A 22,730-nucleotide genomic window follows, 5' to 3' on the forward strand; every position below is an offset into this window, starting at 1 on the left:
GCGGCAGGCGGATTACAATAACAACATTCCCCCAAGAAACTTTTGCCATGATACGTGCCGCCACGCTTGCCGATGCCCCGGCAATCTGCCAGATCTACAACCACTTCATCCTGCATTCCACCGCCACCTTCGAGGAAGAAGCAATCGGCGCCGACGAAATGGCGCGGCGCATCGAGGCCATTCTTCCCGCGCTCCCGTTCCTCGTTGCCGAAATCGATGGCGCGGTGGCCGGTTATGCCTATGCCACCGCATGGAAGCCGCGCAGCGCTTACCGGCATACGGTGGAATCGTCGGTCTATATTGCGCCCGGCAGTGCCGGCATGGGCCTGGGCACGCGCTTGTATCAGGCGCTGCTGCAGGCCCTGCGCGGGCGGGGAGTGCATGCGGTACTGGCCGGCATCGTGCTGCCCAACGAGGCCAGCGTGGCGCTGCACGAGGCGTTCGGCTTCTGTGCCGTTGGACGGATGCGGGAAGTCGGACGGAAATTCGACCAGTGGCTCGACGTGGGCTACTGGGAATGCCTGCTGGCGCAAGCGACCTGACAGTACGTTAACGGTCGGAAATTCTGGCGGGCAGCACACTTTTTCCCAAGGTTAACTTTTTATCCATAAAACGGCGATAATGGCGGCTTTTTTCCGAGTTCCCCGATTGAAACGCCCGATGATTGACCACGCCAGTGACGCGCATTCCGCGCCGATGCGAAGCCGCCTTGTTCCTGCCTGTCCCGCCATGCGAGGACGCAGTGCTTAAGCTGCAGTCTCGCCCTAATGGTGCACAGCATCTTGGGTTCCTTGACGGATTCAAGGGTCTCGCCGCACAGCTGATCGTTCTTCACCATCTCGCGTTCTACGGGCCGATGTCGGATCACGTGCGGCCGGCAGCGCCGCTGCTGATCGACTGGCTGGACGTGTATGCCCGCATGGCCGTGCAGGTGTTCCTGGTGATCGGCGGTTTCCTGGCGGCGCGCTCGCTGTGCCCGGACGGTGTAGCCAGGCCGGGCGCAACGCCGGGCCTGGCCAGCCTGCTGGCGCGCCGCTATCTGAAACTGGCGCCGCCGTTCATCGTGGCGATGCTGCTGGCAAGCTGCGCTTCTGCGCTGGCCGCCGGCTGGATGAACCACTATTCGATTTCCGCGCCGACCACGCTGGCGCAGCTGGCAGCCCATGTTTTGCTGGCGCATGACATCCTGGGTTACGAGGCCATTTCCGCGGGCGCCTGGTATGTCGCCATTGATTTCCAGCTTTATGCGCTGATGGCGGCGGTGGTGTGGCTGTGCGGCAGGGGCGGGCTGGTTGCGGATGCCGTGCGCCGGCCCTGGTTGGTGCCGCTGCTTATTGCGCTGCTGGCGGCCACCTCGCTGCTGGTGTTCAATCGACATGCCGCGCTGGACGTCTGGGCTCCGTATTTTTTCGGTAGTTACGGCCTGGGCGCGCTGGCCTGGTGGGCACGGTCCGGCGCCGCGGGTCGCAGGCGCTTGCTGCTGGCCGCGATCCTGTTTTGCCCGCTGCTGGCACTGGCCATCGATTTTCGCGAGCGCATTGCGCTGGCAGCGGTGCTGTCGCTGCTGCTGGCGTTCTGGCGTTCCAGCGGGCGCGCTACCATCTTCACGCCGCTGCTGGGCTGGCTGGGCCGGATTTCCTATTCGGTATTTCTGGTGCACTTCCCGGTATGTTTGCTGGTCAACGCACTGTTCACCCGCGTCATGCCGGGGACGGCTGGCTGGCAGGGCCTGGGCATGCTGGTGGCCTGGGTTGCCAGCGTGGCTGCCGGCGCCGCCTTTTTTCGCTGCGTCGAGCGGCCGCTCGGGCAGCGGCTGTCGCTGGCAAGGCGGGTGCAGGCAGACCGGGTAGGCGTGACCGCCTGACTGCCGCCTGCAGCATCGCCCCCGTGCAGCGGTGCCGCTTTTCTGGTAGCTTGCCGACTGGCATCAGGACGCCGTCGTCACCGGCAGGCAGCAAGCGCCATTGCCAGCTTAGAAAATTCCTTTCAACGCACCCAGGGTCGCATCGACGACATACCGTGGAACCATTTCAGGACAGGCAGCCAGCACAGCCCGTGTCGACGCATCGGCCTGCGTCCACGCCGCTCCATGCAGACGCCGGCGTTGATGCCGCGCGGCCGCCGGGCGCGGCCGCTGCCTTTGCCAACCGGCGCCAGGCGTTGGCGCGCCAGCCTTGGGTCAGTTATGCGCTGGTGGTGCTCAACGTCGCCGTCTGGCTGCTGACACTGGCCTCGGGCGCCGCGCTGCTGCAGGCGCCGGCGGAGCAGATGCTGGCATGGGGAGGCAATGCCGCGTCCGAAGTGCAGCGCGGCCAATGGTGGCGTCTGCTCACCGCGGTGTTCCTGCACAGCGGCCTGATGCACCTGACGATGAACATGGCCGGCCTGCTGTGCACCGGCCCGACCGTGGAACGGGTGTACGGCAGCCGGCGCTTTCTGCTGCTGTATCTTGGCGCCGGACTGACCGGGAGCGCGCTCAGCCTGCATTTCTCGGCCCAGCATGGCACCGCGGTCGGCGCCTCCGGCGCGGTATTCGGCGTGGCCGGCGCACTGCTGGTGGCGGCGCTGCGGCACCGGCGTTTCCTGCCTACCATGCTGAGCTTCTATACCCTGGCCGGGATCGGCCTGCTGCTGCTGGACGGCATGCTGCGCGGCTTCGGCAGCGGCCGGGTCGACAATGCGGCCCATGTCGGCGGCCTGCTGGCCGGCTGCCTGCTGGCGCTGATCCTGCCGGAGCGCATCAGCGGCCGTGGCAGCGCAAGCCAGGCCCGTAATCGAACCCTTGCCGCCAGTGTGGCGGCAGTGGCCGCCACCGTCGTGCTGGCGGCGAGCGCGCCGCCGGCTGCGGTCGATGTGCGGGGCGCCTTCCAGGCGGGCAGCGCGATGGAGCAGGCGCTGCGCGACTTCGACATGATCATGACCCGCATGGCGCTGGAAGAGCGCGCCGCCAATGCCGGCCGCATGACCCAGTCCCTGCGCGTGCTGCGCCAGCAAACCGTGCATGCGCAAGCGCTGCACAAGACAGCGGGGGAACTGGCGGCGATCAGGCTGCCTGCCGGCGACCCGCGGGTGCCGTTGCTGGCGGACCTGCAGCGCATGGTGGCGCTGATGGAAGACCTGGCGCGGATGGAAACCGGCTTCGCCAAGGGCAATGCGCCGCCGCCGCCGGCGGAGCCGGCGCGTCAGGCCGAGATCCTGCGCGAGGTCAAGCAACTGCGCGCACGCATCATGAACTGGCAGCAGACGCATACAGCCGAGCGGCGCTGATGCCGTGCCGGCGCGTCAGGCGTTCTGCGGGCGCGGCGGCAGGATCTCCAGCGCCAGTTCGGGCGGCCGGCACAGCCGGGTGCCGCGCCCGGTTACCACGAACGGGCGGTTGATCAGCACCGGGTGGGCCAGCATCGCGTCCAGCAGTGCGTCATCGGCGAGCGTGGGGTCGTCCAGCGCCAGCTCGCGGTACATGGGCTCCTTTTCACGCATTGCGCCACGCACGGTCAGGCCCGCGTCGGCGATCAGTTTCGCCAGCGTGGCCCGGTCGGGCGGCGTTTTCAGATACTCGATGATGTCCGGCTCGATGCCGGCTTCGCGGATCAGGCCAAGCGCGCCGCGCGAGTTGCTGCAGGCGGGGTTGTGATAGATCGTGGTACGCATGAAGTCCTCCTTGTGGGCCGCAATTATAGGCATGGCGCGCATCAGCGGATGCTTGCGCGCCGCGCGCGGCCTCCACTACAATCGGATCCCATGGGGCGGTAGCTCAGCTGGGAGAGCGTCGCGTTCGCAATGCGAAGGTCGGGAGTTCGATCCTCCTCCGCTCCACCATCCATCAGCGCCCAACCGATTACGGTTGGGCTCTTTCGTTTGCATGGCGCGTTCGTCTGCCGGCAGCTGGCCTGCAAGCATGCCGTCGGCAGCCGTTCCTGCGCGCCACATCGCCAGCCGGCGCATAGCTTGGTAAACTCCCCCCGTTTTCTGCCAGAAGCCGCCGGCGCGGCGCAACCATCACCGCTCAATCATGACCATGAACACAAATCGGGGCAGGCCGTGCGGCATCGTGGCCGCACGTTGGCCGCAGCTCATGGCCGGAGCAGCCGCATGGTGAACCTGGACTTCGCCACGCTTGAAGCGCTGCGCACCCATCATCCTGCCTGGCGCCTGCTGCGTTCCGATCATGCGACCCTGATCGCCAGTTTTCTGCATCGCGTATTCATCGTGCCGAATGCGCGGGTGATGGCGGCGGCGGATCTGGCGGAGGCGCTGGAAGACGAGCTGTATCCGGTGCGTCAGCAGCTCGGGGAATCGGCCTTTCCCAAGCCGGCCTCCGATTACCTCAATGACTGGGCGGCGCCCGACAAGGGCTGGCTGCGCAAGTTCTATCGTCCCGGAACCGACGAAGCCCAGTTCGACCTGACGCCGGCGACCGAGAAAGCAATCGCCTGGCTGGCGCAGTTGTCCGAGCGCCAGTTCGTCGGCACCGAGTCGCGGCTGCTGATGCTGTTCGAGCTGCTCAAGCAACTGGACCAGGGCAGCGAACCCGATCCGGCCCGGCGCATCGCCGAATTGCAGCGCCAGCGCGATGCGATCGACGCCGAGATCGGCCGGGTGCTGGGCGGCGACGTGCCCCTGCTGGACGACACCGCGCTCAAGGATCGCTTTCAGCAGTTCGCCCAGGGCGCGCGCGAACTGCTTTCGGACTTTCGCGAAGTGGAGCACAACTTTCGCCTGCTGGACCGGAGGGTGCGCGAGCGCATCGCGCTGTGGGAAGGCGGCAAGGGCGCGCTGCTGGAGGAAATCATGAGCGAGCGCGACGCGATCGCCGATTCCGACCAGGGCAAGAGCTTCCGCGCATTCTGGGACTTCCTGCTGTCGAGCCGGCGCCAGGAGGAATTGAGCGCGCTGCTGGAGCGCGCCCTGTCGCTGCCCGCCGTCAGCGACCTGCAGCCCGACGAGCGCATGCGCCGGGTGCATTACGATTGGATGGAGGCGGGCGAGCATGCGCAGCGCACGGTGGCAGCCCTGTCCCAGCAATTGCGCCGCTTTCTGGACGACCAGGCCTGGCTGGAAAACCGCCGCATCATGGATATCCTGCATGGCATCGAGGGCAAGGCGCTGGCCTTGCGCGAGGCGCCGCCGGCCGGCGATTTCATGGAGATCGCCGAAGCCGGCGCCACAATAGAGCTGGCGATGGAACGGCCCCTGTTCGCGCCCGCGCTGCGGCCGGCGATCGCCGAGCTGGCGCCGCTGCCAGGCGATGAGGACATCGATCCTTCGGCCCTGTTCGATCAGGTGGTGGTCGACAAGGCGCGTCTGGCGCGTCACATCCGCCACGCGCTGCAGGAAAAGGCCCAGGTCAGCCTGCGTGAACTGGTGGCGGCCCAGCCGCTGCAACATGGCCTGGCCGAACTGCTTGCCTATCTGCAGCTGGGCAGCGAGACGTTCAGCAGCGCGGTCGACGAGGACAGGTCCGAGCCGATTGCCTGGCAGGCGCTAGCGGCCGATGGATCGCAGCTCACCCGCAGCGCGCGGTTGCCGCGCGTGATCTTCATGCGTTGAAACGGAAGGAAGAAATGGAAGAACAACTCTCCCAGGCGAGTCCGGCGCCCGCCGCCGATCTATCGGCGCTGCTGATCGGCCTGTTGAAGGGGGTGCTTTACCGCGAAGGCGACGAGCGCCAGTGGGCAGCGCTCCTGAACCTGCAGGCGCGGGTCCGGGATTACGCGGCCGTGCTGGGCCTGGAGCTGATACTGGACGAGGCTGAAGGCCATGCCTTTCTGAAGAGCCGTGCGGAATCGGCGGACGACGAAGCGTCCGCGCGCCTGCCGCGCCTGGTGGCGCGCCGGCCGCTGTCCTTTCCGGTCAGCCTGCTGCTGGCGCTGCTGCGCAAGAAGCTGGCCGAGTTCGATGCCGGCGGCGGCGACACCCGGCTGGTGCTGGGCCGCGACGACATCGTGGAACTGGTGCGGGTATTCCTGCCGCATGGTCCGAACGAGGCAAGGCTGATCGACCAGATCGACAGCTCGATCAACAGGGTGGTGGACCTGGGCTTTCTGCACAGGCTCAAGCCGGCCGCCGGCGCCGCCGCCAGTTACGAGGTGCGGCGCATCCTGAAGGCCTTCGTCGATGCCCAATGGCTGGGCGAGTTCGATGCGCGCCTTGCGGCGTACCAGGCGCAGCTCAACGGCGCGGCCGCATCGGCCCCGGGAGGCGACGATGAATGACCGCCACTCGCTGGGACTGGACTTCCTGGCCGACGATACCCTGTCGGGCTTTCGCCTGATGCGGCTGGAAGTGCTGAACTGGGGCACCTTCGACAGCCGGGTCTGGACACTGCAGCTCAATGGCAGGAATGGCCTGCTTACCGGCGACATCGGTTCGGGCAAGTCGACCCTGGTCGATGCGATCACCACCCTGCTGGTGCCGGCCAACCGCATCGCCTACAACAAGGCGGCCGGCGCCGACAGCAGGGAGCGTACCCTGCGCTCCTATGTGCTCGGGCATTACAAGTCCGAGCGCAATGAAGTCACCGGCGCCGCCAGGCCGGTGTCGCTGCGCGACCAGCACAGCTATTCGGTCATCCTGGGCGTGTTCCACAATGCCGGCTACGATCAGACGGTGACGCTGGCCCAGGTGTTCTGGATGAAGGAAGCGCAAGGACAGCCGGCGCGCTTTTTCGCCGGCGCCGAGCGCGACCTGTCGATCGCGGACGACTTTGCCGGCTTTGGCGCGGACATTGCCCAGCTGCGCAAGAAGCTGCGCGGCCTGGGCGCCGAGCTGCACGACAGCTTTCCGCCTTATGCGGCCTGGTTCCGCCGCCGCTTCGGCATCGACAACGATCAGGCGCTGGAACTGTTCCATCAGACGGTGTCGATGAAGTCGGTCGGCAACCTGACCGACTTCGTGCGCAGCCACATGCTGGAGCCGTTCGATGTGGCGCCGCGCATCCAGGCCCTGGTCGGCCACTTCGACGACCTCAACCGGGCTTACCAGGCAGTGCTGAAGACCCGCCAGCAGGTGGAGCTGCTCACGCCTCTGGTGGCGGACTGCCATCGGCACCAATCGCTGGAGGTCGAGGTCGAGGAACTGCGCCGCTGCCGCGACAGCCTGCGCGTCCATTTCGCCGGCCTGAAGCTGGAACTGATCGATCGCCGCCTCGCGCTGCTGGACGAGGAATGGGACCGCCTCGACGCTCAGGCGCGCAAGCTCGACGCCGCTCATGGCGAGCAGGCGCGCCGGATCGACGACATCAGGCAGGCGATTCATGACAACGGCGGCGACCGGCTCGGCCGCCTGGCCGCCGACATCGCCGCGAAGGAACAGTTGCGCGACATGCGCCGCGCCAAAGATGCGCGTTACGCCCAGCTGGCGGCCGTGCTGGACGAGCCGGCGACGGCGGATGGCGCGGCCTTTGCGGCGCAGCGAGGCAAATACCAGTCCTGGCGCGACGAGGCGCGCCAGCGCGACGCGGATCTGCAAAACCAGCTGACCGAGCACAGCGTGGCGCTGAGCCAGGGCCGGCAGGAACACACGCAGCAAAGCGCCGAAATCGACAGCCTGAAGCGCCGCCGCAGCAATATCGACGACCAGCAGGTGCAGATCCGGGCCGCGATCTGCGCCGCCTTGGGCCTGGACCTGGAAGACATGCCCTTCGCCGGCGAACTGATCCAGGTGCGGGAAGAGGAGCGCGCCTGGGAAGGCGCGGCCGAACGCCTGCTGCGCGGCTTCGGCCTGGCCATGCTGGTGCCGCAGGCGCATTACCAGGCGGTGGCGGAATGGGTGGACAAGGCCCAGTTGCGCGGCCGGCTGGTCTACTTCCACGTGCGGCCGCGCAAGTCCGCCGACTTGCCCGAGCTGCACCGCGATTCGCTGGTGCGCAAGCTGGCCATCAAGCCCGATTCCGCGCATTACGACTGGCTGGAACGCGAGCTGGCCCATCGCTTCGACGTCGCCTGCTGCGCCACCCAGGAACAGTTCCGGCGCGAGGCGCGCGCCATCACCCGCGCCGGCCAGGTCAAGGACCCGACCGGCCGGCATGAAAAGGATGACCGCCACCGCATCGACGACCGCAGCCGTTATGTGCTGGGCTGGAGCAACGATGCCAAGATCGCGGCGCTGGAAGGCAGGCGCCGCCAGCTCGAGACGCGGCTGGGCGAGATCGGCAGCCGGATCGGCGCGATCCAGAATGAAAGGCAGCAACTGGCAGGCCGGCTCGATGCCCTCACCCGTCTCGAGGAGTTCAGCGTCTTCGATGAGCTGGATTGGCGCGCCGTGGCCGCCGACATCGCGCAGCTGAAGGATGAGCGCGAGCGCCTGGAGGCAGCGTCGGATGTGCTCAAGCAGCTCAACGACAGCCTGCGCGATCTGCAGCAGGCGCAGCAGAAAACCGGCGTTGACCTGCGCGAGGCGCAGGCCAAACAGGCCAGGGCCGAGCAGCGGCGCGCGGATGCGCAGGCATTGCGCGAGCAGACCTGGCAGCTGCTTGCCGACGCCGTGGCCGACGAGGCGCTGCATGCCAGGCTGGCCGCGATGCGCGCCGAGGCATTGGGCGAGCATCAGTTGAGCGTGGAATCCTGCGACAACCGTGAGCAGGATGTGCGCGCCTGGCTGCAGTCGCGCATCGACGCCGAGGATCACAGGCAGAAGCGGCTGGCGGAAAAGATCATCAAGGCCATGTCGTCCTTCAAGGAAGCCTTCAAGCTGGAAACCGCGGAAATCGACGCCAGCCTGGAAGCGGCCTTCGAATACGAGAGCCTGTTGACGCAATTGAACGGCGACGACTTGCCGCGCTTCGTGTCGCGCTTCAAGGAACTGCTCAATGTCAATACCATCAATGAGATCGCCAATTTCAACGCCCAGCTGGCGCGCGAGCGGGAGACCATTAGGGAACGCATAGGCCAGATCAACAAGTCCCTGGCCGAGATCGACTACAACCCGGGACGCTTTATCGTGCTGGAGTCGCAACTGAGCCCGGACGCCGAGATCCGCGAATTCCAGCAGGAATTGCGTGCCTGCACGGAAGGTGCCGTGACCGGCTCCGACGATGCTCAGTACTCCGAAGCCAAGTTTGTTCAGGTCAAGGCCATCGTCGACCGCTTCCGCGGCCGGGACGGGCTGTCCGAGCAGGACCGGCGCTGGACCGCCAAGGTCACTGATGTGCGCAACTGGTTTCTGTTCGCCGCCAGCGAACGCTGGCGGGAAGACGGGACCGAGCACGAGCACTATTCCGATTCCGGCGGCAAGTCGGGCGGCCAGAAGGAAAAGCTGGCCTACACCATTCTGGCGGCCAGCCTGGCCTATCAGTTCGGCCTGGAGTGGGGGGCGGTGCGCTCGCGCTCCTTCCGTTTCGTCGTGATCGACGAAGCCTTCGGCCGCGGTTCCGACGAGTCTGCGCAGTACGGCCTGAAGCTGTTCCGGCAGCTCAACCTGCAGCTGCTGATCGTGACGCCGCTGCAGAAGATCCACATCATCGAACCCTATGTGGCTAGCGTGGGCTTCGTGCATAACGAGGGCGGCCGTTCGTCGCGGCTGCGAAATCTGGCCATCGACGAATACCAGGGACAGAAGGCGACCATGGCGGCCATGGGCGGCCGGGAAACGCCGTGACGGCCTGGACCGGCGCCAGGGACCTGAAGGCGCAGCTGCTGCAGTTGTGGGAGCGCGGAAGCCTGCTGCGCCAGGCTGCATCGGGCCAGAACGGCTTTCCATTGCGCCTGACGCTGAAGGGCCCCGGGTCGGCAGACATCACGAACCGCTTCGACGCGGTGCGCGCATGGTCCACCGAACTGGCCGCGATGGCGCGCATACGCCTGGAATGGCAGGAAGTCCGTCACCGGGTACAGGGCGCGCAGCGCCTGCCGGCCAGCGCCTGGGTCGACGGCATCGAGGATGCGCTGGCCCTGCTGGGCAAGGAGCGCGAGTGGTACCGGTTTGCGACGCTGGTCACTGCGACGCGGCAAGCCCAGCCCGGCTTGTTGCCCTGGCTGGAACGGCGCCCGCTGCAGGCCCTGGCGCTGGCTGACGACTGGGCCCGGCTGCTGGCGGTGGTGCAATGGCTGAAAGACCATCCTCGGCCCGGCGTCTACCTGCGCCAGGTCGACCTGCCCGGCGTGCACACCAAGTTCATCGAAGCCCGCCGCGGCGTGCTGGCCGAACTGCTCGACCTGGCGTTGCCGCCGCAAGCCATTGACGCAGCCAAAACCGGGGTGGCGCAGTTTGCCGGCCGCTATGGCTTTCTGGAAAAGCCGGTGCGCCTGCGCCTGCGCGTGCTTGATGCGCAACTGCGGGTGGTATGGGGCGTCGCATCGCCCGATGTCACCCTGGACGCCGAAAGCTTCAGCCGCCTGCGGCCTGCCGTGAAGCGGGTGTTCATCACCGAAAACGAGACCAATTTCCTGGCCTTTCCGCCGGTGCCGGAATCCATCGTGCTCTTTGGCGCCGGCTACGGCTGGGAAGCGCTGGCCCGAAGTGCCTGGCTCAACGATTGCACCCTGTATTACTGGGGCGACATCGATACCCACGGTTTCGCCATTCTTGATCAGCTGCGCGGCCACTTCCCCCATGTGGTCTCATTCCTGATGGACCGGCAGACGCTGGATGCGCACGAGGCAGTGTGGGGCAGGGAAGCCACGCCTGTCATATCGGACCTGCACCGGCTTACAGCCGATGAGCAGGCGCTGTACGATGCCTTGCGTGATAACCGGATTCGCACCGGCTTGCGGCTGGAACAGGAGCAGATCGGTTTCAGGATGGTCAGCCAGCATCTGCAGGCGCTGCTCGGCAATGCCGGCGACGGCAGCCAGGGCGGGCGTTGAGTCGCGGGGTACGGCATTGCCGCGCATCTGTCCGGCGTCCTGCAGGCACGTCCTTGCGCAGAGGCCGCGATGCCACGGCCGACACAGACTTTCACACTTTCAAAGGATATAAACCATGACCGGCATGCCACTGCACAAGCAAGCCCTGGGCCTCCTGGCCTGGCTGCTGCCCTGTTTCCTGACCGCCGCGCTGGGCGCGGCTGCATCCATCAATGCGGGCAGCTTCTATGCCGAACTGGCGCGGCCTGACTGGGCGCCGCCGGGCGCCGTCTTTGGCCCGGTCTGGAGCATGCTCTACCTGACCATGGGCGTGGCGGCCTGGCTGGCATGGCGGGAGCGGGGCTGGCGCGGCATGGGCCATGCGGCCTGGCTGTTTCTGCTGCAGCTGGCGGTCAATGCGCTGTGGAGCTGGCTGTTCTTTGCCTGGCACCGTGGCGGGCTTGCCTTCATCGATGTGCTGCTGCTGCTGGCGCTGATCGCCGCCACCACCGCGGCGTTCTGGCGCATCCGGTCGCTGGCGGGCGCGCTGCTGCTGCCCTACCTGGCCTGGGTGGCGTTTGCCAGCGTGCTCAACTACGCGACCTGGCAGCGCAATCCGCAATTGCTGGGCTAATCGCCGCGCCCGTTTCCGATGCATGGACTGCGCCGCTCCGGAGCAGCGACGGCTGCTTGCGCTCCATTTGAATGAGTCAGCCGCACCATGCTGGAACGGCATGAAAAAGTCCTGCAAAAGACAACATCCAGTCATTGTGATTTCGCCTTTCAGTCAATAAACTTGCCGCGCGCAACATTTTTGAACCGCGGCCGGCGGCGCAGCCAGTCGGCCGCCTCTGATGGAGAATACGGATGGGATATTTCCCGCAATGGCGTGTGCGGCAAGGCACCGAGGATGGCCTGGGCCAGGTGATCAGCACCGATGAGCGCCTGCCCTGGCCGCAGACCATCGCCATGGGTCTGCAGCATGTGGTGGCGATGTTTGGCGCCACGGTGCTGGCGCCGCTCCTGATGGGCTTCGATCCCAATCTGGCGATCTTCATGTCGGGCATCGGCACGCTGCTGTTCTTCGTGTTTGTCGGCGGACGGGTGCCCAGCTATCTCGGTTCGAGCTTTGCCTTCATCGGGCTGGTGATCGCGGTGTCGGGCTATGGCGGGCAGGGGCCCAATACCAACCTCGGCGTTGCGCTGGGCGGCATCATTGCCTGCGGCGCGCTGTATGCGCTGATAGGCCTCCTGGTCAGCGCGGTCGGCACCGGCTGGATCGAGAAGCTGATGCCGCCGGTGGTCACCGGCGCGGTGGTGGCCGTGATCGGCCTGAACCTGGCGCCGATCGCGGTCAAGGGCGTGACCGCCAACAGCTTCGATGCCTGGATGGCGCTGGCCACGGTGCTGTGCGTGGGCGGCGTGGCGGTGTTTACCCGCGGCATGGCGCAGCGCCTCCTGATCCTGATCGGCCTGCTGCTGGCCTATCTGATCTATGCGCTGCTGACCAACGGCGCCGGCCTGGGCAAGCCCATCGATTTCGCCGCGGTGGCCAATGCCGCATGGTTCGGCATGCCGACCTTCGTCGCGCCGGTGTTCAAGGCCGATGCAATGGCGCTGCTGGCGCCGGTGGCCATCATCCTGGTGGCCGAGAACCTCGGCCATATCAAGGCCGTCAGCGCCATGACCGGCAAGAACCTCGACCAGTACATGGGCCGCGCCTTCCTCGGCGACGGCGTGGCCACCATGCTCTCGGGCAGCATGGGCGGCACCGGCCTGACGACCTATGCCGAAAACATCGGCGTGATGGCGGTCACCCGCATCTATTCCACGCTGGTGTTCGTGGTGGCGGCGCTGATGGCCATCGTGCTGGGCTTCTCGCCGAAATTCGGCGCGGTGATCCAGACCATCCCCGGCGCGGTGCTGGGCGGCGTGTCCATCGTGGTGTTCGGCCTGATCGCGGTGGCGGGCGCCCGCATCTGGGTCGAGAACCGGGTCGACTTCTCGGACAACCGAAACCTGATCGTCGCCGCCGTCACCCTGGTGCTGGGCGCCGGCGACTTCACGCTCAAGCTCGGCCAGTTCTCGCTGGGCGGCATCGGCACCGCCACCTTCGGCGCCATCATCCTGCATGCGCTGCTGTCGCGCGGCGGCGCCCGCCGCTGAAGGCCGGCTGGAGCCGGCGCATGGTGCCGACAGGCACTGCGCCGGACAGGCTTTCCTGTGCGCCGGCGTGCTGCGGCGCAGCTTGAGTTTCCTGTTCCTGCCCCAATGTGCGGTCTCCCAAGCTTCAAGGAGAACAACATGGCTCTTTACTGGCCAGGCGGGCGGGGTCAAGGAGACAGCGCCGACGACCCGGACCTCGGCAGTTACGATTCCAACCACTTGCTCGATTCCATCCTGGACGAGCTCAACCTGCCAAACGATGCCGCGCTGAGCGAGGCGCTGGAAGTGGATGAGTCCGTGATCTGCGACCTGCGCGAAATGCGGCGGGAAGTCGACGCGGCAATGCTGATCCGCATGCATGAACTGACCGACATCAGCATTGTCGGACTGCGTAACATCCTTGGCGACCGCCGCCGGCGTTCGCGGTTTTCCGAAGGCGGCGAAGAAAAGCCGTGATGACCTGATGACCTGATGACCTGATGATTTCAGGAAAAGGACGATGCGATGAACCAGACGCCCGACAAGCAAAGCCCGCCGGCCCAGCCGGCGCCGGCCACCGGCAAGCCGGCGGAACCAGGCCCGGCGCCGCGTGAAATCAGCCGCGAGGAAATGGACCACAAGCAACCGGCGGACGCCGACCCGGACGACCCGGTTTCACCCTGACAACTGCGGCACTACTGCGCCGGCGTGCTTGCCCCTGGGCACACGCCGGCGTTTCGCATTTCGGGGCCTGATAGTTCGACCCGGTCCGCACGTTGACTTCATGCACTACGTGCGATGCTGCTTTGCAGTATCCTTCTGGCTTTCCCGGTCTTGACCCGCCATGCCGCTTCCGTCAGCCGTCCGCGATGCGGGCGCCCCCTCCATCCCTCACGCCACGCCGCCTGAATCGTCACCGCCGCCTTTGCCGCCCGCGCCGCGGCCCGGCGGCAGGGCCGGCATGCTGGCGGTGCTGGTGCTGATTGCCGTCACCCTGGCGCGGGCCTTTGGCGGACCGTCCTGGCTGTTCATGGTGGCCGGCGCGGCCGCGATGGTGCTGATCATTTCCGGCTACCGGCAGATCAACCAGCGCTTGCGCACCACCTCCTTCATCCTGTTCTGCATTGCCGCGCTGACCATGCCATTCGCCCGGGCGCCGGTGGCGGCGCTGGAGCGCGGCGTCTTCATCGCGGCCCTGCTGATCTCGGTGACCTGCAGCGTGATGCTGATTGCCCGCTGCGCCATGCGCAGCCACCGCATCGGCTTCATCGGCGCCGGCCTGCGCGAGCGCCAGGGCACGCGGCGCTACCTGTCCTTCACCCTGGCCAGCCAGTTCTTCTCCGGCATCCTCGGGCTGGCCGGGGCCAACCTGATGTTCGTGATGGCAGCGCCGTCGACCGAAGGCATGTCGGAAAGCCGCACCGCCACCGTGGTGACGGTGGGGCGCGGCTTTGCCGCCGCCAGCTGCTGGAGCCCGGTGTTTGGCAACATGGCCATCCTGCTGGCGCTCTATCCCTCGCTCTCCTGGCTGCAGGTGTTCCCGGTCGGGCTGGCGATCGGGCAGGTGACCATCGTCGTCGGCGCACTGATGAACCTGGCGGCGACGTCGGGCCAGGCGGTGCGGCAGGACGGCCCGGTCACGCTGATGTCGACGCTGCTGCGCAGCTCGCTGCCCCTGCTGATTTCGCTCCTGGGCCTGCTGGCGCTGATCATGGCCACCAGCTTCATGCTGCATATCGTGATCTCGGCGGCGATCGTGCTGCTGGCGCCGCTGGTGTCGCTGCTGTTCAATGCCGCCACCGGCCGTCCGGGCCACCGGGTCGCCGACGGCGTGCGCGGCCTGCGCGGCGCGATGGACAACTTCGGTGCGCTGGCCAGCGAAGCCCTGCTGTTCATGGCCGCGGGCTGCGCCGGCAGCGTCCTGGCCGATGCCTTTCCATCGTCATGGATCAATGCCATCGGCGCCGCCCTCAGCGGCCATGCCTTCCTTGCGCTGGCCTTCCTGGTCAGCGCCATCATCGTCACCGCGCTGGCCGGCGTGCATCCGGTGCTGTCGGCAGTGTTCCTGGCTTCCAGCCTGCCGCCGCAGGTGGTAGGTTTGCCGCCGCTGACCCACATGGCGGCGATCCTGGCGGGCTGGGGGCTGTCGGCCAACATGACGCCGTTCTCGGTGGTGTCGCTGACCGCGAGCCGCTATGCCGGCATCGGGCCGGGCGAGATCAGCTTCGGCCGCAACTGGCGTTTCGCATTGACCAATGCGCTGGTGGTATGCGGCGTGCTGGCGCTGGTGTCGATGGCCATGCAGCGCTGAAGCCGGGAACGAATCGGCCGCACCCGGCTCTCAATGTCCATGCGGCCGCATCCCGCGGCCAGCCGGTCTGGGAGGGGCGGCATGGGCTATGCAAGCACGGTGGGACGGCATGTCTATCGCTTCGAGGATCTCGGGACGCTGCTGGCCCGGGCCAGCCCGGCGCGCTCCGGCGACAGCCTGGCCGGCGTCGCCGCCGGCAGCGACGAAGAGCGGATGGCGGCCCGCATTGCCTTGGCCGACCTGCCGCTGTCGGCCTTCCTCAATGAAGCGCTGGTGCCGTATGAAGAGGACGAAGTCACCCGCCTGATCATCGACAGCCATGATGCCGCCGCCTTCGCGCCGCTGGCGCACCTGACCGTCGGCGGCCTGCGCGAATGGCTGCTCGACGACGCCACCGGCAGCGCCGCGCTGGCGCAGGCCGCGCCCGGCATCACGCCCGAAATGGCGGCCGCCGTCAGCAAGCTCATGCGCAACCAGGACCTGGTGCTGGCCGCCCGCAAATGCCATGTCGTGACACGCTTTCGCAATACCATCGGGCTGCCGGGCCACATGGCGGTGCGGCTGCAGCCCAACCATCCGACCGACGATGCCGCCGGCATTGCCGCCAGCATGCTCGATGGCCTGCTGTATGGCGCCGGCGATGCGGTGGTGGGCATCAATCCGGCCAGCGACTCGCTGCAGGCGCTGCTGCCGCTGTGGCGCATGCTGGACGAGGTGCGGCTGCGTTTCGACATTCCGATGCAGGGCTGCGTGCTGACCCATGTGACCAACCAGATCCGCGCCATCGAGGCCGGGGCGCCGCTGGACCTGGTGTTCCAGTCGGTGGCCGGCACCGAGCGCGCCAATGCCGGCTTCGGCGTCACGCTGGCGCTGCTCCATGAGGCGCGCGAGGCCGCGCTGTCGCTTGGCCGCGGCACAGTGGGCGACAACGTGATGTACCTGGAAACCGGGCAGGGCAGCGCGCTGTCGGCCAATGCCCATCACGGCCTGGACCAGCAGACCTGCGAGGCGCGCGCCTATGCGGTGGCGCGCTCGCTCAAGCCGTTGCTGACCAATACCGTGGTCGGCTTCATCGGCCCGGAATACCTGTACAACGGCAAGCAGATCCTGCGCGCCGGCCTGGAAGACCATTTCTGCGGCAAGCTGCTGGGCGTGCCCATGGGCTGCGACATCTGCTACACCAACCATGCCGAGGCCGACCAGGACGACATGGACACGCTGTTGACTCTGCTGGGCGCGGCCGGAGTGAACTTCATCATGGGCGTGCCCGGCGCCGACGACATCATGCTCAACTACCAGAGCACCTCGTTCCATGATGCGCTCTACCTGCGCCGCCTGTTCGGCCTGAAGCGCGCGCCGGAATTCGAAGCCTGGCTGGCGGCGATGCGCATCACCGATGGGCACGGCGAACTGCTGGACACCCGCGCCGGCCATAGCCTGATGCAGTCGCTGCCGCAGCTGCCGGGCCTGTCGGCGGGAGCGGCGCCATGACGCAGTACCTGCTCGACACGTCCGCCGCCGATCCATGGCAGGTACTGCGCCGGCGCACCGCGGCGCGCATCGGCCTGGGCCGGGTGGGCGCCAGCATGCCCACCGATGAACTGCTGCGCTTCGGCCTGGCGCATGCCCAGGCCAGGGACGCGGTGCATGGCGCGCTGGATGCGGCGGCGCTGGCGCAGGCGCTTGCGGCGCATGGCTTCTCCACGCTGGACGTGCACAGCATGGCGCCGGACCGGGAGACCTATCTGCTGCGGCCCGACCTCGGCCGGCGGCTGGATGAGGCCAGCCTGGGCCTGCTGCAGGACGCGCCGCGTGCCGAGGTGGCGCTGGTGATTGCCGACGGCCTGTCGGCGCAGGCGGCGCAGCGGCATGTGCCGGCGGTCGCCCGCCTGCTGCGCGAGGCGCTCGGCGGCTGGGCCTGGCCGGTGGTGATTGCGCGCCAGGGCAGGGTGGCGCTGGGAGACGACATCGGCGCGGCGCTGGGCGCGCGGCTGGCGATCGTGATGCTGGGCGAACGGCCGGGCCTCTCTTCGCCGGACAGCCTCGGCATCTACCTGACCTGGTCGCCAAGGCCCGGCCGCATGGACAGCGAACGCAATTGCATTTCCAATGTGCGCCCAACCGGCCTGGACTATGCGGCGGCGGCGCGCAAGCTGCATTTCCTGATGACGCAGGCAATGCTGCGCCAGACCAGCGGCTTGATGCTCAAGGACGAGAGCGACGCGGCGCAGCCCCTGGCCGCGCCCGACGAATAAGGATGCAGGCCGGCTTCAGCCCGGACGCGGCGGCGCCTCGGGCAGCCCGGACGGCGCATTCGCCTGCGTGGACTGGTTGCCGCCGCGCGCGCCCAGGATCATCTCGTTCATCCAGCTCACCAGGACAGAGGTGTAGGCGCGCTGGCTGGCGGCCTCGCTCAGGCCATGGTCGGCATCGCTGATCATGCGGTAGGTCATCGAGCGCGGCCGCATCAGCGCTTCCTTGTAGCTGTTGATGACCGCATGCGGCACGATGTCGTCGTTCTCCGATTCGATCAGCAGCACATCGCCGCGGAAGGCCTTGCAGGCGCGCAGCGCGCGGTTGTCCGCGGCCGGCACGAAGCGGCGGCGGTAGGCGCCGAGGTCCTGGTCCTGGTGCAGCTGCAGCTTGGGCAATTCCCATCCGGTATCCATGTACAGCGCCGGCACCCGCAGCGCCAGCCAGCGCACCGGTCGCTTGGTGGTGAGGATGGCGGACAGGTAGCCGCCATAGCTGCTGCCCACCACTGCGATCGAGGACGGGTCCACGCCGCGCTGCCTGGCCAGCAGGTCGTAGGCGGCCAGCACATCGGCCAGGTTGTTCTCGCGCGACACGGTTTCCTGCATCGGCAGGGTGTCGGCATGGCCGGACAAATCGAAGGTCAGGCAGACGCAGCCCAGCGCCGCGATCTCCCGCGCCCGCGCCAGGTATTGCTCCTGGCTGCCGCCCCAGCCATGCACGAACAGCACGCCCGGAATCAGGGTGGAAGGGCTGACCAGGGTGCCGGCCAGTTCGCGGCCCTCGGCATGGATGGCCACTGCTTCGTCACGGGTGGGCATAGGGCATGGTCCTCGTATATTTGGTGATCGCGCCGACATATGGGTCGACCCCATTGAAATAAACCTCGGCATCGGGCGGCGGCGCGGCGCCGCCATACCGCTCCGTGGTGCAGGCGCGCACCACGCGCAGGCTGGGATCGGCCTGGAAGGCGGTCAGCGCCGCCAGTTCCGCGCCGGTGGCGCCGCCGATGCGCCATGACTGCTCCAGCACGCCCGAGCGCCATACGCCGCTGTCGTCGGTGCCTTGCGCCACGTCGTAATTGCAGCGCGACGCCATCAGGCCGGGAAAGCAGGCCAGCGCCGCCCGGTGGTAGGCGCAGGCCTGGGCCACTGCGGTGCTGACTTCCGGCGCATGCGGCAGCGCCATGAGGGCTTCGAAGTCGCCATTGGCCACCAGCAGGTCGGAGCCGCCATACACTTCCTTGCCGGCATTGCTGCGCGTTACATGCTGGATGCCGCAATAGGAGGCCACCTGCCGGCCGATGCGCACCTGGCCCACGCTATGGGTGACCACGTCGTTCAGATTTCGTTCCAGAACCACGCCCAGCCGCAACTGCGCTTCGTCCAGCGCGCCGATCTGCTGCTCCAGCACCGCGAGGTCGGCAGCCACGCTCTGGTCGCTGCCGCCTATGCCGCTGGCCAGCTTGATGCGCACCGCGCCCTGTTTCAAAAGCGCTCTGCCGGCGCGCAATGCATCCTCCCGGCTGAAGGCGGAGTAGCCGGGCAGCACCACGTCATGCACCTGTTGGCCGAAGGCATGCGACCAGGCCGCCGGCGCGGCGCAGTTTGTCAGCGGCAGCGGATGGGTAATGACCTTGGAGGCGACATAGGGTTGCGGCACCACGCCGCCGAACAGGTCATGTTCGTTGCGCACGCCAAGGCGCGCCGCCTGGGCGGCGTCGGATATGGTCTCGCGCGGCACGAAATAGAGTGGCAGATCGTACTGCGCCGCGGCATCGTATTCACCGCCGTAGGCACAGTCCAGCAGCGCCGCGACCCGCGCGGCGATGCGGTTCTGCGAGGTAGATTCATGGCCTTGCGGATTGCCGGGCGGCCGCTGCGAATACACCACCACGATGCGCGGCCCGTGCTGCTGCAGAGCCATGCCTGCCTGCGCTGTTTCAGGATGCCCTGGCTTCATCGGTTACTCCTCGCAGGCTGGGATGTCGGCTGTTCTGGCGGCGTGCATGCGGCCTGGCGCGGCGCTCCGTCCGCCTTCTGACACGATTACAGGCCGGAAAAAATTCTAGCAAAGCGAAATGGCCTGCATATCGTTTTGAACAAGCCGGCGCGATTCGCTTGCCGCAAGATGCGGCACTGCCCGGCATGCGCGGCGGCTATTGTTGAGTAATCTTGCCTTCGGCTATGATGGCGCCAGCGCTGCACTCCTGCCTCGCCGGCTCCGATGGACCTGCCCATGCCCGCAAGCCTGTCGCTTTATCTTGACCTGGTACGTTTCCTTGCCGCTGTCGCGGTGCTGCTGTTCCATCTCTGGCCGCAATGGTTTCCCGGCTTCCCGCTGCCCTGGCCCGGCCATGCCGCCGTGATCGTGTTCTTCGTCCTGTCGGGCTACATGATCTGCCATGCGGCGCACCAGCCGGGCGTGACCGCCAGAACCTTCATCGGGCATCGCGCCGCCCGCATCCTTTCCGTGGCGTTGCCGGCGCTGCTGCTGTCGCTGGCGATTGCGCCGCTGGCCGGCACCATGCCCATCCACAGCAGCGGCGACATGCGGCTCGACCCGATGGCCTTCCTGCTGCGCATGCTCGCCTCGCTGCTGTTCATCGGGCAGTCCTGGAACCTGATGCTGACGCCGCCCTACAATCCGCCGTACTGGTCGCTGTGCTACGAGGTCTGGTATTACGCGATGTACGGCGCCTGGATGTTCGCCCCCAGGCGCTGGCGTCTGCCGGCCGTGCTGCTGGCGGCGCTTTGCGCCGGCCCCAAGATCCTGTTGCTGGCGCCGGTCTGGCTGCTGGGCGTAGCGGTGTGGCATCTGCGCGGCCGGCTGCCGCCGGCGGCCGCCGCGCCGGTCTTCTTCGCCTGCATGGCGGCCGGCCTCCTGCTGTTCTGGTTCGATGTCGGCGTACTGCTGCGCAACCGCATGCTGGCGCACTGGCCGCAGGCGGGAAATCAGCTGCAGGAGTCGGCGCTGTTCCTGGGCGACTACCTGCTGGGCATGGCAGTGGCAGGCAACTTCCTGGGCGCGGCTTCGATGGGACAGCGGCTGCGTGGTCTGTTCCGACTCGATCAAGCAATCCGCCTGGCCGCCTCTTACACCTTTTCAATCTACCTGTACCATATGCCTCTTGCCGTGCTTCTCTGGAACGGGTTTGAACTGCACAATCCATGGCTGTTCATCCCGACGCTGTTGTTGCTGTTACTGTTGCTGGGCACGCTGACCGAGCGCCAGTTGCCTTTGTACAGGCGGGTGCTGAAGCGCGCGGTGGCCTGATGGCCTTGCGTGCATGCCTCTGGCCTGGCCCGGACCTTCCACCTGAACGACATTTTTCGCTGTATAGGATCTTTGTATGAATGGCGCTGACGCACTTTGCGACACCCTGCTGGCTTCGGGAGTCGATACCTGCTTTGCCAATCCTGGCACCTCTGAAATGCATTTCGTGGCGGCGCTGGACCGCAAGCCGCAAATGCGCTGCGTGCTGGGCCTGTCCGAGGGCGTCGTCACCGGCGCGGCCGACGGTTATGCCCGCATGGCCGACAAGCCGGCGGCCACCCTGCTGCACCTGGGGCCTGGCCTGGCCAACGGCCTGGCCAACCTGCACAATGCCCGCCGCGCCAATTCGCCGGTGGTCAATATCGTCGGCGACCATGCCACCTATCACCTGCAGTATGACGCGCCGCTGACGACGGACATCGAGATGCTGGCGCGTCCGATGTCGCACTGGGTCAAGACCGTGCCCGACGCCGACCATGTCTCCGCCTTCGCCGCCGAGGCGGTGGCGCAGGCGCGCAGCGCGGCGGGCCGTATCGCCACCCTGATCCTGCCGGCCGACGCGGCCTGGAACACCACCGAGGCGCCGTTGCAGCCGCTGCGCGAACTGGCGCCGCGGCGCCACGTCTCGCCGGAAAAAATGCGGGACGCGGTGCAGGCCATCCGCAGCGGCAAGCGCGTGGTGCTGATGCTTTCCGGCGTCGCGCTGCGCGAGCAGCCCTTGCGCAGCGCCGGCCGCATCGCCAGCGCCTGCGGCGTGCGCCTCATGGCCCAGCAATCCAATGCCCGTCTGGAGCGCGGCGCCGGCCGCCTGGACATCGAGCGGGTGCCTTACCCCGTGGACCAGGCGCTGGCGGCGCTGCAGGACGTGGACTACCTGATCCTGCTTGGCGCGGTAGAGCCGGTCGCCTTCTTTGCCTACCCCGGCAAGCCAAGCCGGATCGCGCCGCCGCATTGCACCGTGCTGGAACTGGCCGCCCCGGGCGACGACCTTGCCCATGCACTGACCTGGCTGGCCGACGAACTCGATGTGCCGGCCGACCTGGCGCTGGACCTCCCCGCGGTGGCGCGCCCGGCGCTGCCCACTGGCGCGCTCAATCCGGTGGCGATCGCCACCGCGCTGGCGGCCTTGATGCCGGAGCAGGCCATCCTCTGCGACGAATCGGTCAGTTCGGGCCGCAGCCTGTTCCAGTACACCCGCAACCTGCCGCCGCATGATTACCTGCAGCTGACCGGCGGCGCGATCGGCCTGGGCCTGCCGATGGCGGCAGGCGCCGCCATTGCCTGCCCGGGACGCAAAGTCATCAGCCTGGAAGCCGACGGCAGCGGCATGTACACCGTACAGGCGCTCTGGACCCAGGCACGCGAATCGCTGGATGTGGTGACCATCATCTATGCCAACCGGGCTTATGCGATCCTGCACGGCGAGCTGCGGCAGGTCGGCGCGGGCGAGGCCGGCACCAATGCAAGCCGCATGCTGAACCTGGATCAGCCGGCGCTGGATTGGGTGAGGCTGGCGCAGGGCATGGGGGTGGAGGCGGTGCGGGTGGAGACGGCGGAGGGATTTGCGGATGCGTTGCGGGTGGCGGTGGGGAGGAAGGGGCCGTTTTTGATTGAGGCGGTGATTTGAGGGGATGGGGCAAGGGGCAAGGGGCCTTTGCAGTTGCCGTTGCTTCTGCTGTTGAAGTGGCCGTTGCTGTTGAAGTGGCCGTTGCAGTGAAATCCCGTTGAGCGCGCCGTGCCGTCGACGCCTGAAGCGGAAAAGGTGCGGCGTCTGTTTGAGCGCAGCGCAGCGTAGCGAGTTTAGCCGCGCCCCGCTTCAGGCGTCGACGGCACGGGGACCCTCGCGCAGCGAGGGCGCGATCACCGGGTCGCCTTTTTTTGCCTACTTTTTTTGGCGAAGCAAAAAAAGTAGGTCGCCCGCCGGGGCGAACACCCGGCCTGGTCATGACGACAGTGCTGTC

19 protein-coding genes and 1 tRNA gene are annotated in these 22,730 nt (G+C 67.2%); 17 read left to right on the forward strand and 3 right to left on the reverse strand.

The features are described from left to right. Positions 1-47: 47 nt before the first annotated feature. The 3 genes from IGW04_RS16710 (at position 48) to IGW04_RS16720 (ending at position 3,267) form a co-directional block, all read left to right on the forward strand. Positions 48-542 carry an arsinothricin resistance N-acetyltransferase ArsN1 family B gene (locus IGW04_RS16710; protein ID WP_194714215.1) on the forward strand — a complete coding sequence of 165 codons (495 nt, stop codon included), beginning with the start codon at positions 48-50 and terminating at the stop codon, positions 540-542. A gap of 200 nt (positions 543-742) precedes the next feature. Beyond that, positions 743-1,864, forward strand: a complete 1,122-nt coding sequence (locus tag IGW04_RS16715) for an acyltransferase family protein (protein ID WP_194714216.1) — start codon at positions 743-745, stop codon at positions 1,862-1,864. A gap of 191 nt (positions 1,865-2,055) precedes the next feature. After that, positions 2,056-3,267, forward strand: a complete 1,212-nt coding sequence (locus tag IGW04_RS16720; protein WP_194714217.1) for a rhomboid family intramembrane serine protease — start codon at positions 2,056-2,058, stop codon at positions 3,265-3,267. Between the two features lie 15 nt (positions 3,268-3,282). On the opposite strand, the gene arsC is transcribed toward IGW04_RS16720, so the two are convergent. After that, entirely contained in the window at positions 3,283-3,651 is a 369-nt protein-coding gene (gene arsC / locus IGW04_RS16725) for an arsenate reductase (glutaredoxin) (RefSeq protein WP_194714218.1), read from the reverse strand. 92 nt (positions 3,652-3,743) lie between these two features. Between arsC and IGW04_RS16730 the strand changes: the two genes are divergently transcribed. From IGW04_RS16730 to eutC, 12 genes are all read left to right on the forward strand, one after another. After that, positions 3,744-3,819, forward strand: a tRNA-Ala gene (locus tag IGW04_RS16730). Positions 3,820-4,092: 273 nt separating this feature from the next. After that, entirely contained in the window at positions 4,093-5,550 is a 1,458-nt protein-coding gene (locus IGW04_RS16735) for a DUF3375 domain-containing protein (RefSeq protein ID WP_228527147.1), read from the forward strand. A 14-nt stretch (positions 5,551-5,564) separates the two neighbouring features. Then, positions 5,565-6,215 (forward strand): DUF4194 domain-containing protein, encoded by a 651-nt coding sequence (locus IGW04_RS16740; RefSeq protein WP_194714219.1) that lies wholly within the window; start codon positions 5,565-5,567, stop codon positions 6,213-6,215. After that, positions 6,208-9,597 (forward strand): ATP-binding protein, encoded by a 3,390-nt coding sequence (locus IGW04_RS16745; RefSeq protein WP_194714220.1) that lies wholly within the window; start codon positions 6,208-6,210, stop codon positions 9,595-9,597. The genes IGW04_RS16740 and IGW04_RS16745 overlap by 8 nt, the downstream gene beginning before the upstream one ends. Then, positions 9,594-10,805 carry a DUF3322 domain-containing protein gene (locus IGW04_RS16750; RefSeq protein ID WP_194714221.1) on the forward strand — a complete coding sequence of 404 codons (1,212 nt, stop codon included), beginning with the start codon at positions 9,594-9,596 and terminating at the stop codon, positions 10,803-10,805. The genes IGW04_RS16745 and IGW04_RS16750 overlap by 4 nt, the downstream gene beginning before the upstream one ends. A gap of 115 nt (positions 10,806-10,920) precedes the next feature. Continuing rightward, entirely contained in the window at positions 10,921-11,418 is a 498-nt protein-coding gene (locus IGW04_RS16755; RefSeq protein WP_194714222.1) for a TspO/MBR family protein, read from the forward strand. 227 nt (positions 11,419-11,645) lie between these two features. Beyond that, positions 11,646-12,950 carry a solute carrier family 23 protein gene (locus tag IGW04_RS16760; protein WP_194714242.1) on the forward strand — a complete coding sequence of 435 codons (1,305 nt, stop codon included), beginning with the start codon at positions 11,646-11,648 and terminating at the stop codon, positions 12,948-12,950. Positions 12,951-13,088: 138 nt separating this feature from the next. Next, on the forward strand, positions 13,089-13,406 hold the full coding sequence (locus IGW04_RS16765; RefSeq protein ID WP_194714223.1) for a hypothetical protein: 318 nt from the start codon (positions 13,089-13,091) through the stop codon (positions 13,404-13,406). Positions 13,407-13,454: 48 nt separating this feature from the next. Further along, positions 13,455-13,613: a hypothetical protein gene (locus IGW04_RS16770; protein ID WP_194714224.1), complete on the forward strand. Its 159-nt coding sequence runs from the start codon at positions 13,455-13,457 to the stop codon at positions 13,611-13,613. Positions 13,614-13,773: 160 nt separating this feature from the next. Further along, complete coding sequence (locus IGW04_RS16775) at positions 13,774-15,240, forward strand: hypothetical protein (protein ID WP_194714225.1); 1,467 nt, start codon at positions 13,774-13,776, stop codon at positions 15,238-15,240. 81 nt (positions 15,241-15,321) lie between these two features. Then, positions 15,322-16,731, forward strand: coding sequence for an ethanolamine ammonia-lyase subunit EutB (locus IGW04_RS16780; RefSeq protein ID WP_194714226.1), 1,410 nt, complete (start codon positions 15,322-15,324; stop codon positions 16,729-16,731). Beyond that, the gene (eutC, locus tag IGW04_RS16785; RefSeq protein WP_194714227.1) at positions 16,728-17,495 is read left to right on the forward strand and encodes an ethanolamine ammonia-lyase subunit EutC; all 768 of its coding nucleotides are present in this window, start codon (positions 16,728-16,730) and stop codon (positions 17,493-17,495) included. The genes IGW04_RS16780 and eutC overlap by 4 nt, the downstream gene beginning before the upstream one ends. A 15-nt stretch (positions 17,496-17,510) precedes the next feature. Here the strand turns inward: eutC and IGW04_RS16790 are convergent, their stop codons facing one another. Further along, positions 17,511-18,314, reverse strand: a complete 804-nt coding sequence (locus IGW04_RS16790; protein WP_194714228.1) for an alpha/beta hydrolase family protein — start codon at positions 18,312-18,314, stop codon at positions 17,511-17,513. After that, entirely contained in the window at positions 18,301-19,419 is a 1,119-nt protein-coding gene (locus IGW04_RS16795) for a DUF3182 family protein (RefSeq protein WP_194714243.1), read from the reverse strand. Before IGW04_RS16795 ends, IGW04_RS16790 begins: the two co-directional genes overlap by 14 nt. A 312-nt stretch (positions 19,420-19,731) precedes the next feature. Between IGW04_RS16795 and IGW04_RS16800 the strand changes: the two genes are divergently transcribed. Both IGW04_RS16800 and IGW04_RS16805 read left to right on the forward strand, forming a co-directional pair. Next, entirely contained in the window at positions 19,732-20,769 is a 1,038-nt protein-coding gene (locus tag IGW04_RS16800; protein ID WP_194714229.1) for an acyltransferase family protein, read from the forward strand. 76 nt (positions 20,770-20,845) lie between these two features. Then, positions 20,846-22,396: an acetolactate synthase large subunit gene (locus IGW04_RS16805; RefSeq protein ID WP_194714230.1), complete on the forward strand. Its 1,551-nt coding sequence runs from the start codon at positions 20,846-20,848 to the stop codon at positions 22,394-22,396. Positions 22,397-22,730 lie beyond the last annotated feature (334 nt).

The sequence above is a fragment of the Noviherbaspirillum soli genome, from assembly GCF_015352955.1.
GTDB lineage: Bacteria > Pseudomonadota > Gammaproteobacteria > Burkholderiales > Burkholderiaceae_D > Noviherbaspirillum_A > Noviherbaspirillum_A soli.

Coding starts and splice junctions, on each gene's coding strand:
- IGW04_RS16795 (WP_194714243.1), bottom strand. CDS start 19,419: ATGGCTCTGCAGCAGCACGGGCCGCGCATCGTGGTGGTGTATTCGCAG.
- IGW04_RS16740 (WP_194714219.1), top strand. CDS start 5,565: ATGGAAGAACAACTCTCCCAGGCGAGTCCGGCGCCCGCCGCCGATCTA.
- IGW04_RS16765 (WP_194714223.1), top strand. CDS start 13,089: ATGGCTCTTTACTGGCCAGGCGGGCGGGGTCAAGGAGACAGCGCCGAC.
- IGW04_RS16775 (WP_194714225.1), top strand. CDS start 13,774: ATGCCGCTTCCGTCAGCCGTCCGCGATGCGGGCGCCCCCTCCATCCCT.
- IGW04_RS16770 (WP_194714224.1), top strand. CDS start 13,455: ATGAACCAGACGCCCGACAAGCAAAGCCCGCCGGCCCAGCCGGCGCCG.
- eutC (WP_194714227.1), top strand. CDS start 16,728: ATGACGCAGTACCTGCTCGACACGTCCGCCGCCGATCCATGGCAGGTA.
- IGW04_RS16780 (WP_194714226.1), top strand. CDS start 15,322: ATGGGCTATGCAAGCACGGTGGGACGGCATGTCTATCGCTTCGAGGAT.
- IGW04_RS16745 (WP_194714220.1), top strand. CDS start 6,208: ATGAATGACCGCCACTCGCTGGGACTGGACTTCCTGGCCGACGATACC.
- IGW04_RS16755 (WP_194714222.1), top strand. CDS start 10,921: ATGACCGGCATGCCACTGCACAAGCAAGCCCTGGGCCTCCTGGCCTGG.
- arsC (WP_194714218.1), bottom strand. CDS start 3,651: ATGCGTACCACGATCTATCACAACCCCGCCTGCAGCAACTCGCGCGGC.
- IGW04_RS16800 (WP_194714229.1), top strand. CDS start 19,732: ATGCCCGCAAGCCTGTCGCTTTATCTTGACCTGGTACGTTTCCTTGCC.
- IGW04_RS16790 (WP_194714228.1), bottom strand. CDS start 18,314: ATGCCCACCCGTGACGAAGCAGTGGCCATCCATGCCGAGGGCCGCGAA.
- IGW04_RS16710 (WP_194714215.1), top strand. CDS start 48: ATGATACGTGCCGCCACGCTTGCCGATGCCCCGGCAATCTGCCAGATC.
- IGW04_RS16805 (WP_194714230.1), top strand. CDS start 20,846: ATGAATGGCGCTGACGCACTTTGCGACACCCTGCTGGCTTCGGGAGTC.
- IGW04_RS16735 (WP_228527147.1), top strand. CDS start 4,093: ATGGTGAACCTGGACTTCGCCACGCTTGAAGCGCTGCGCACCCATCAT.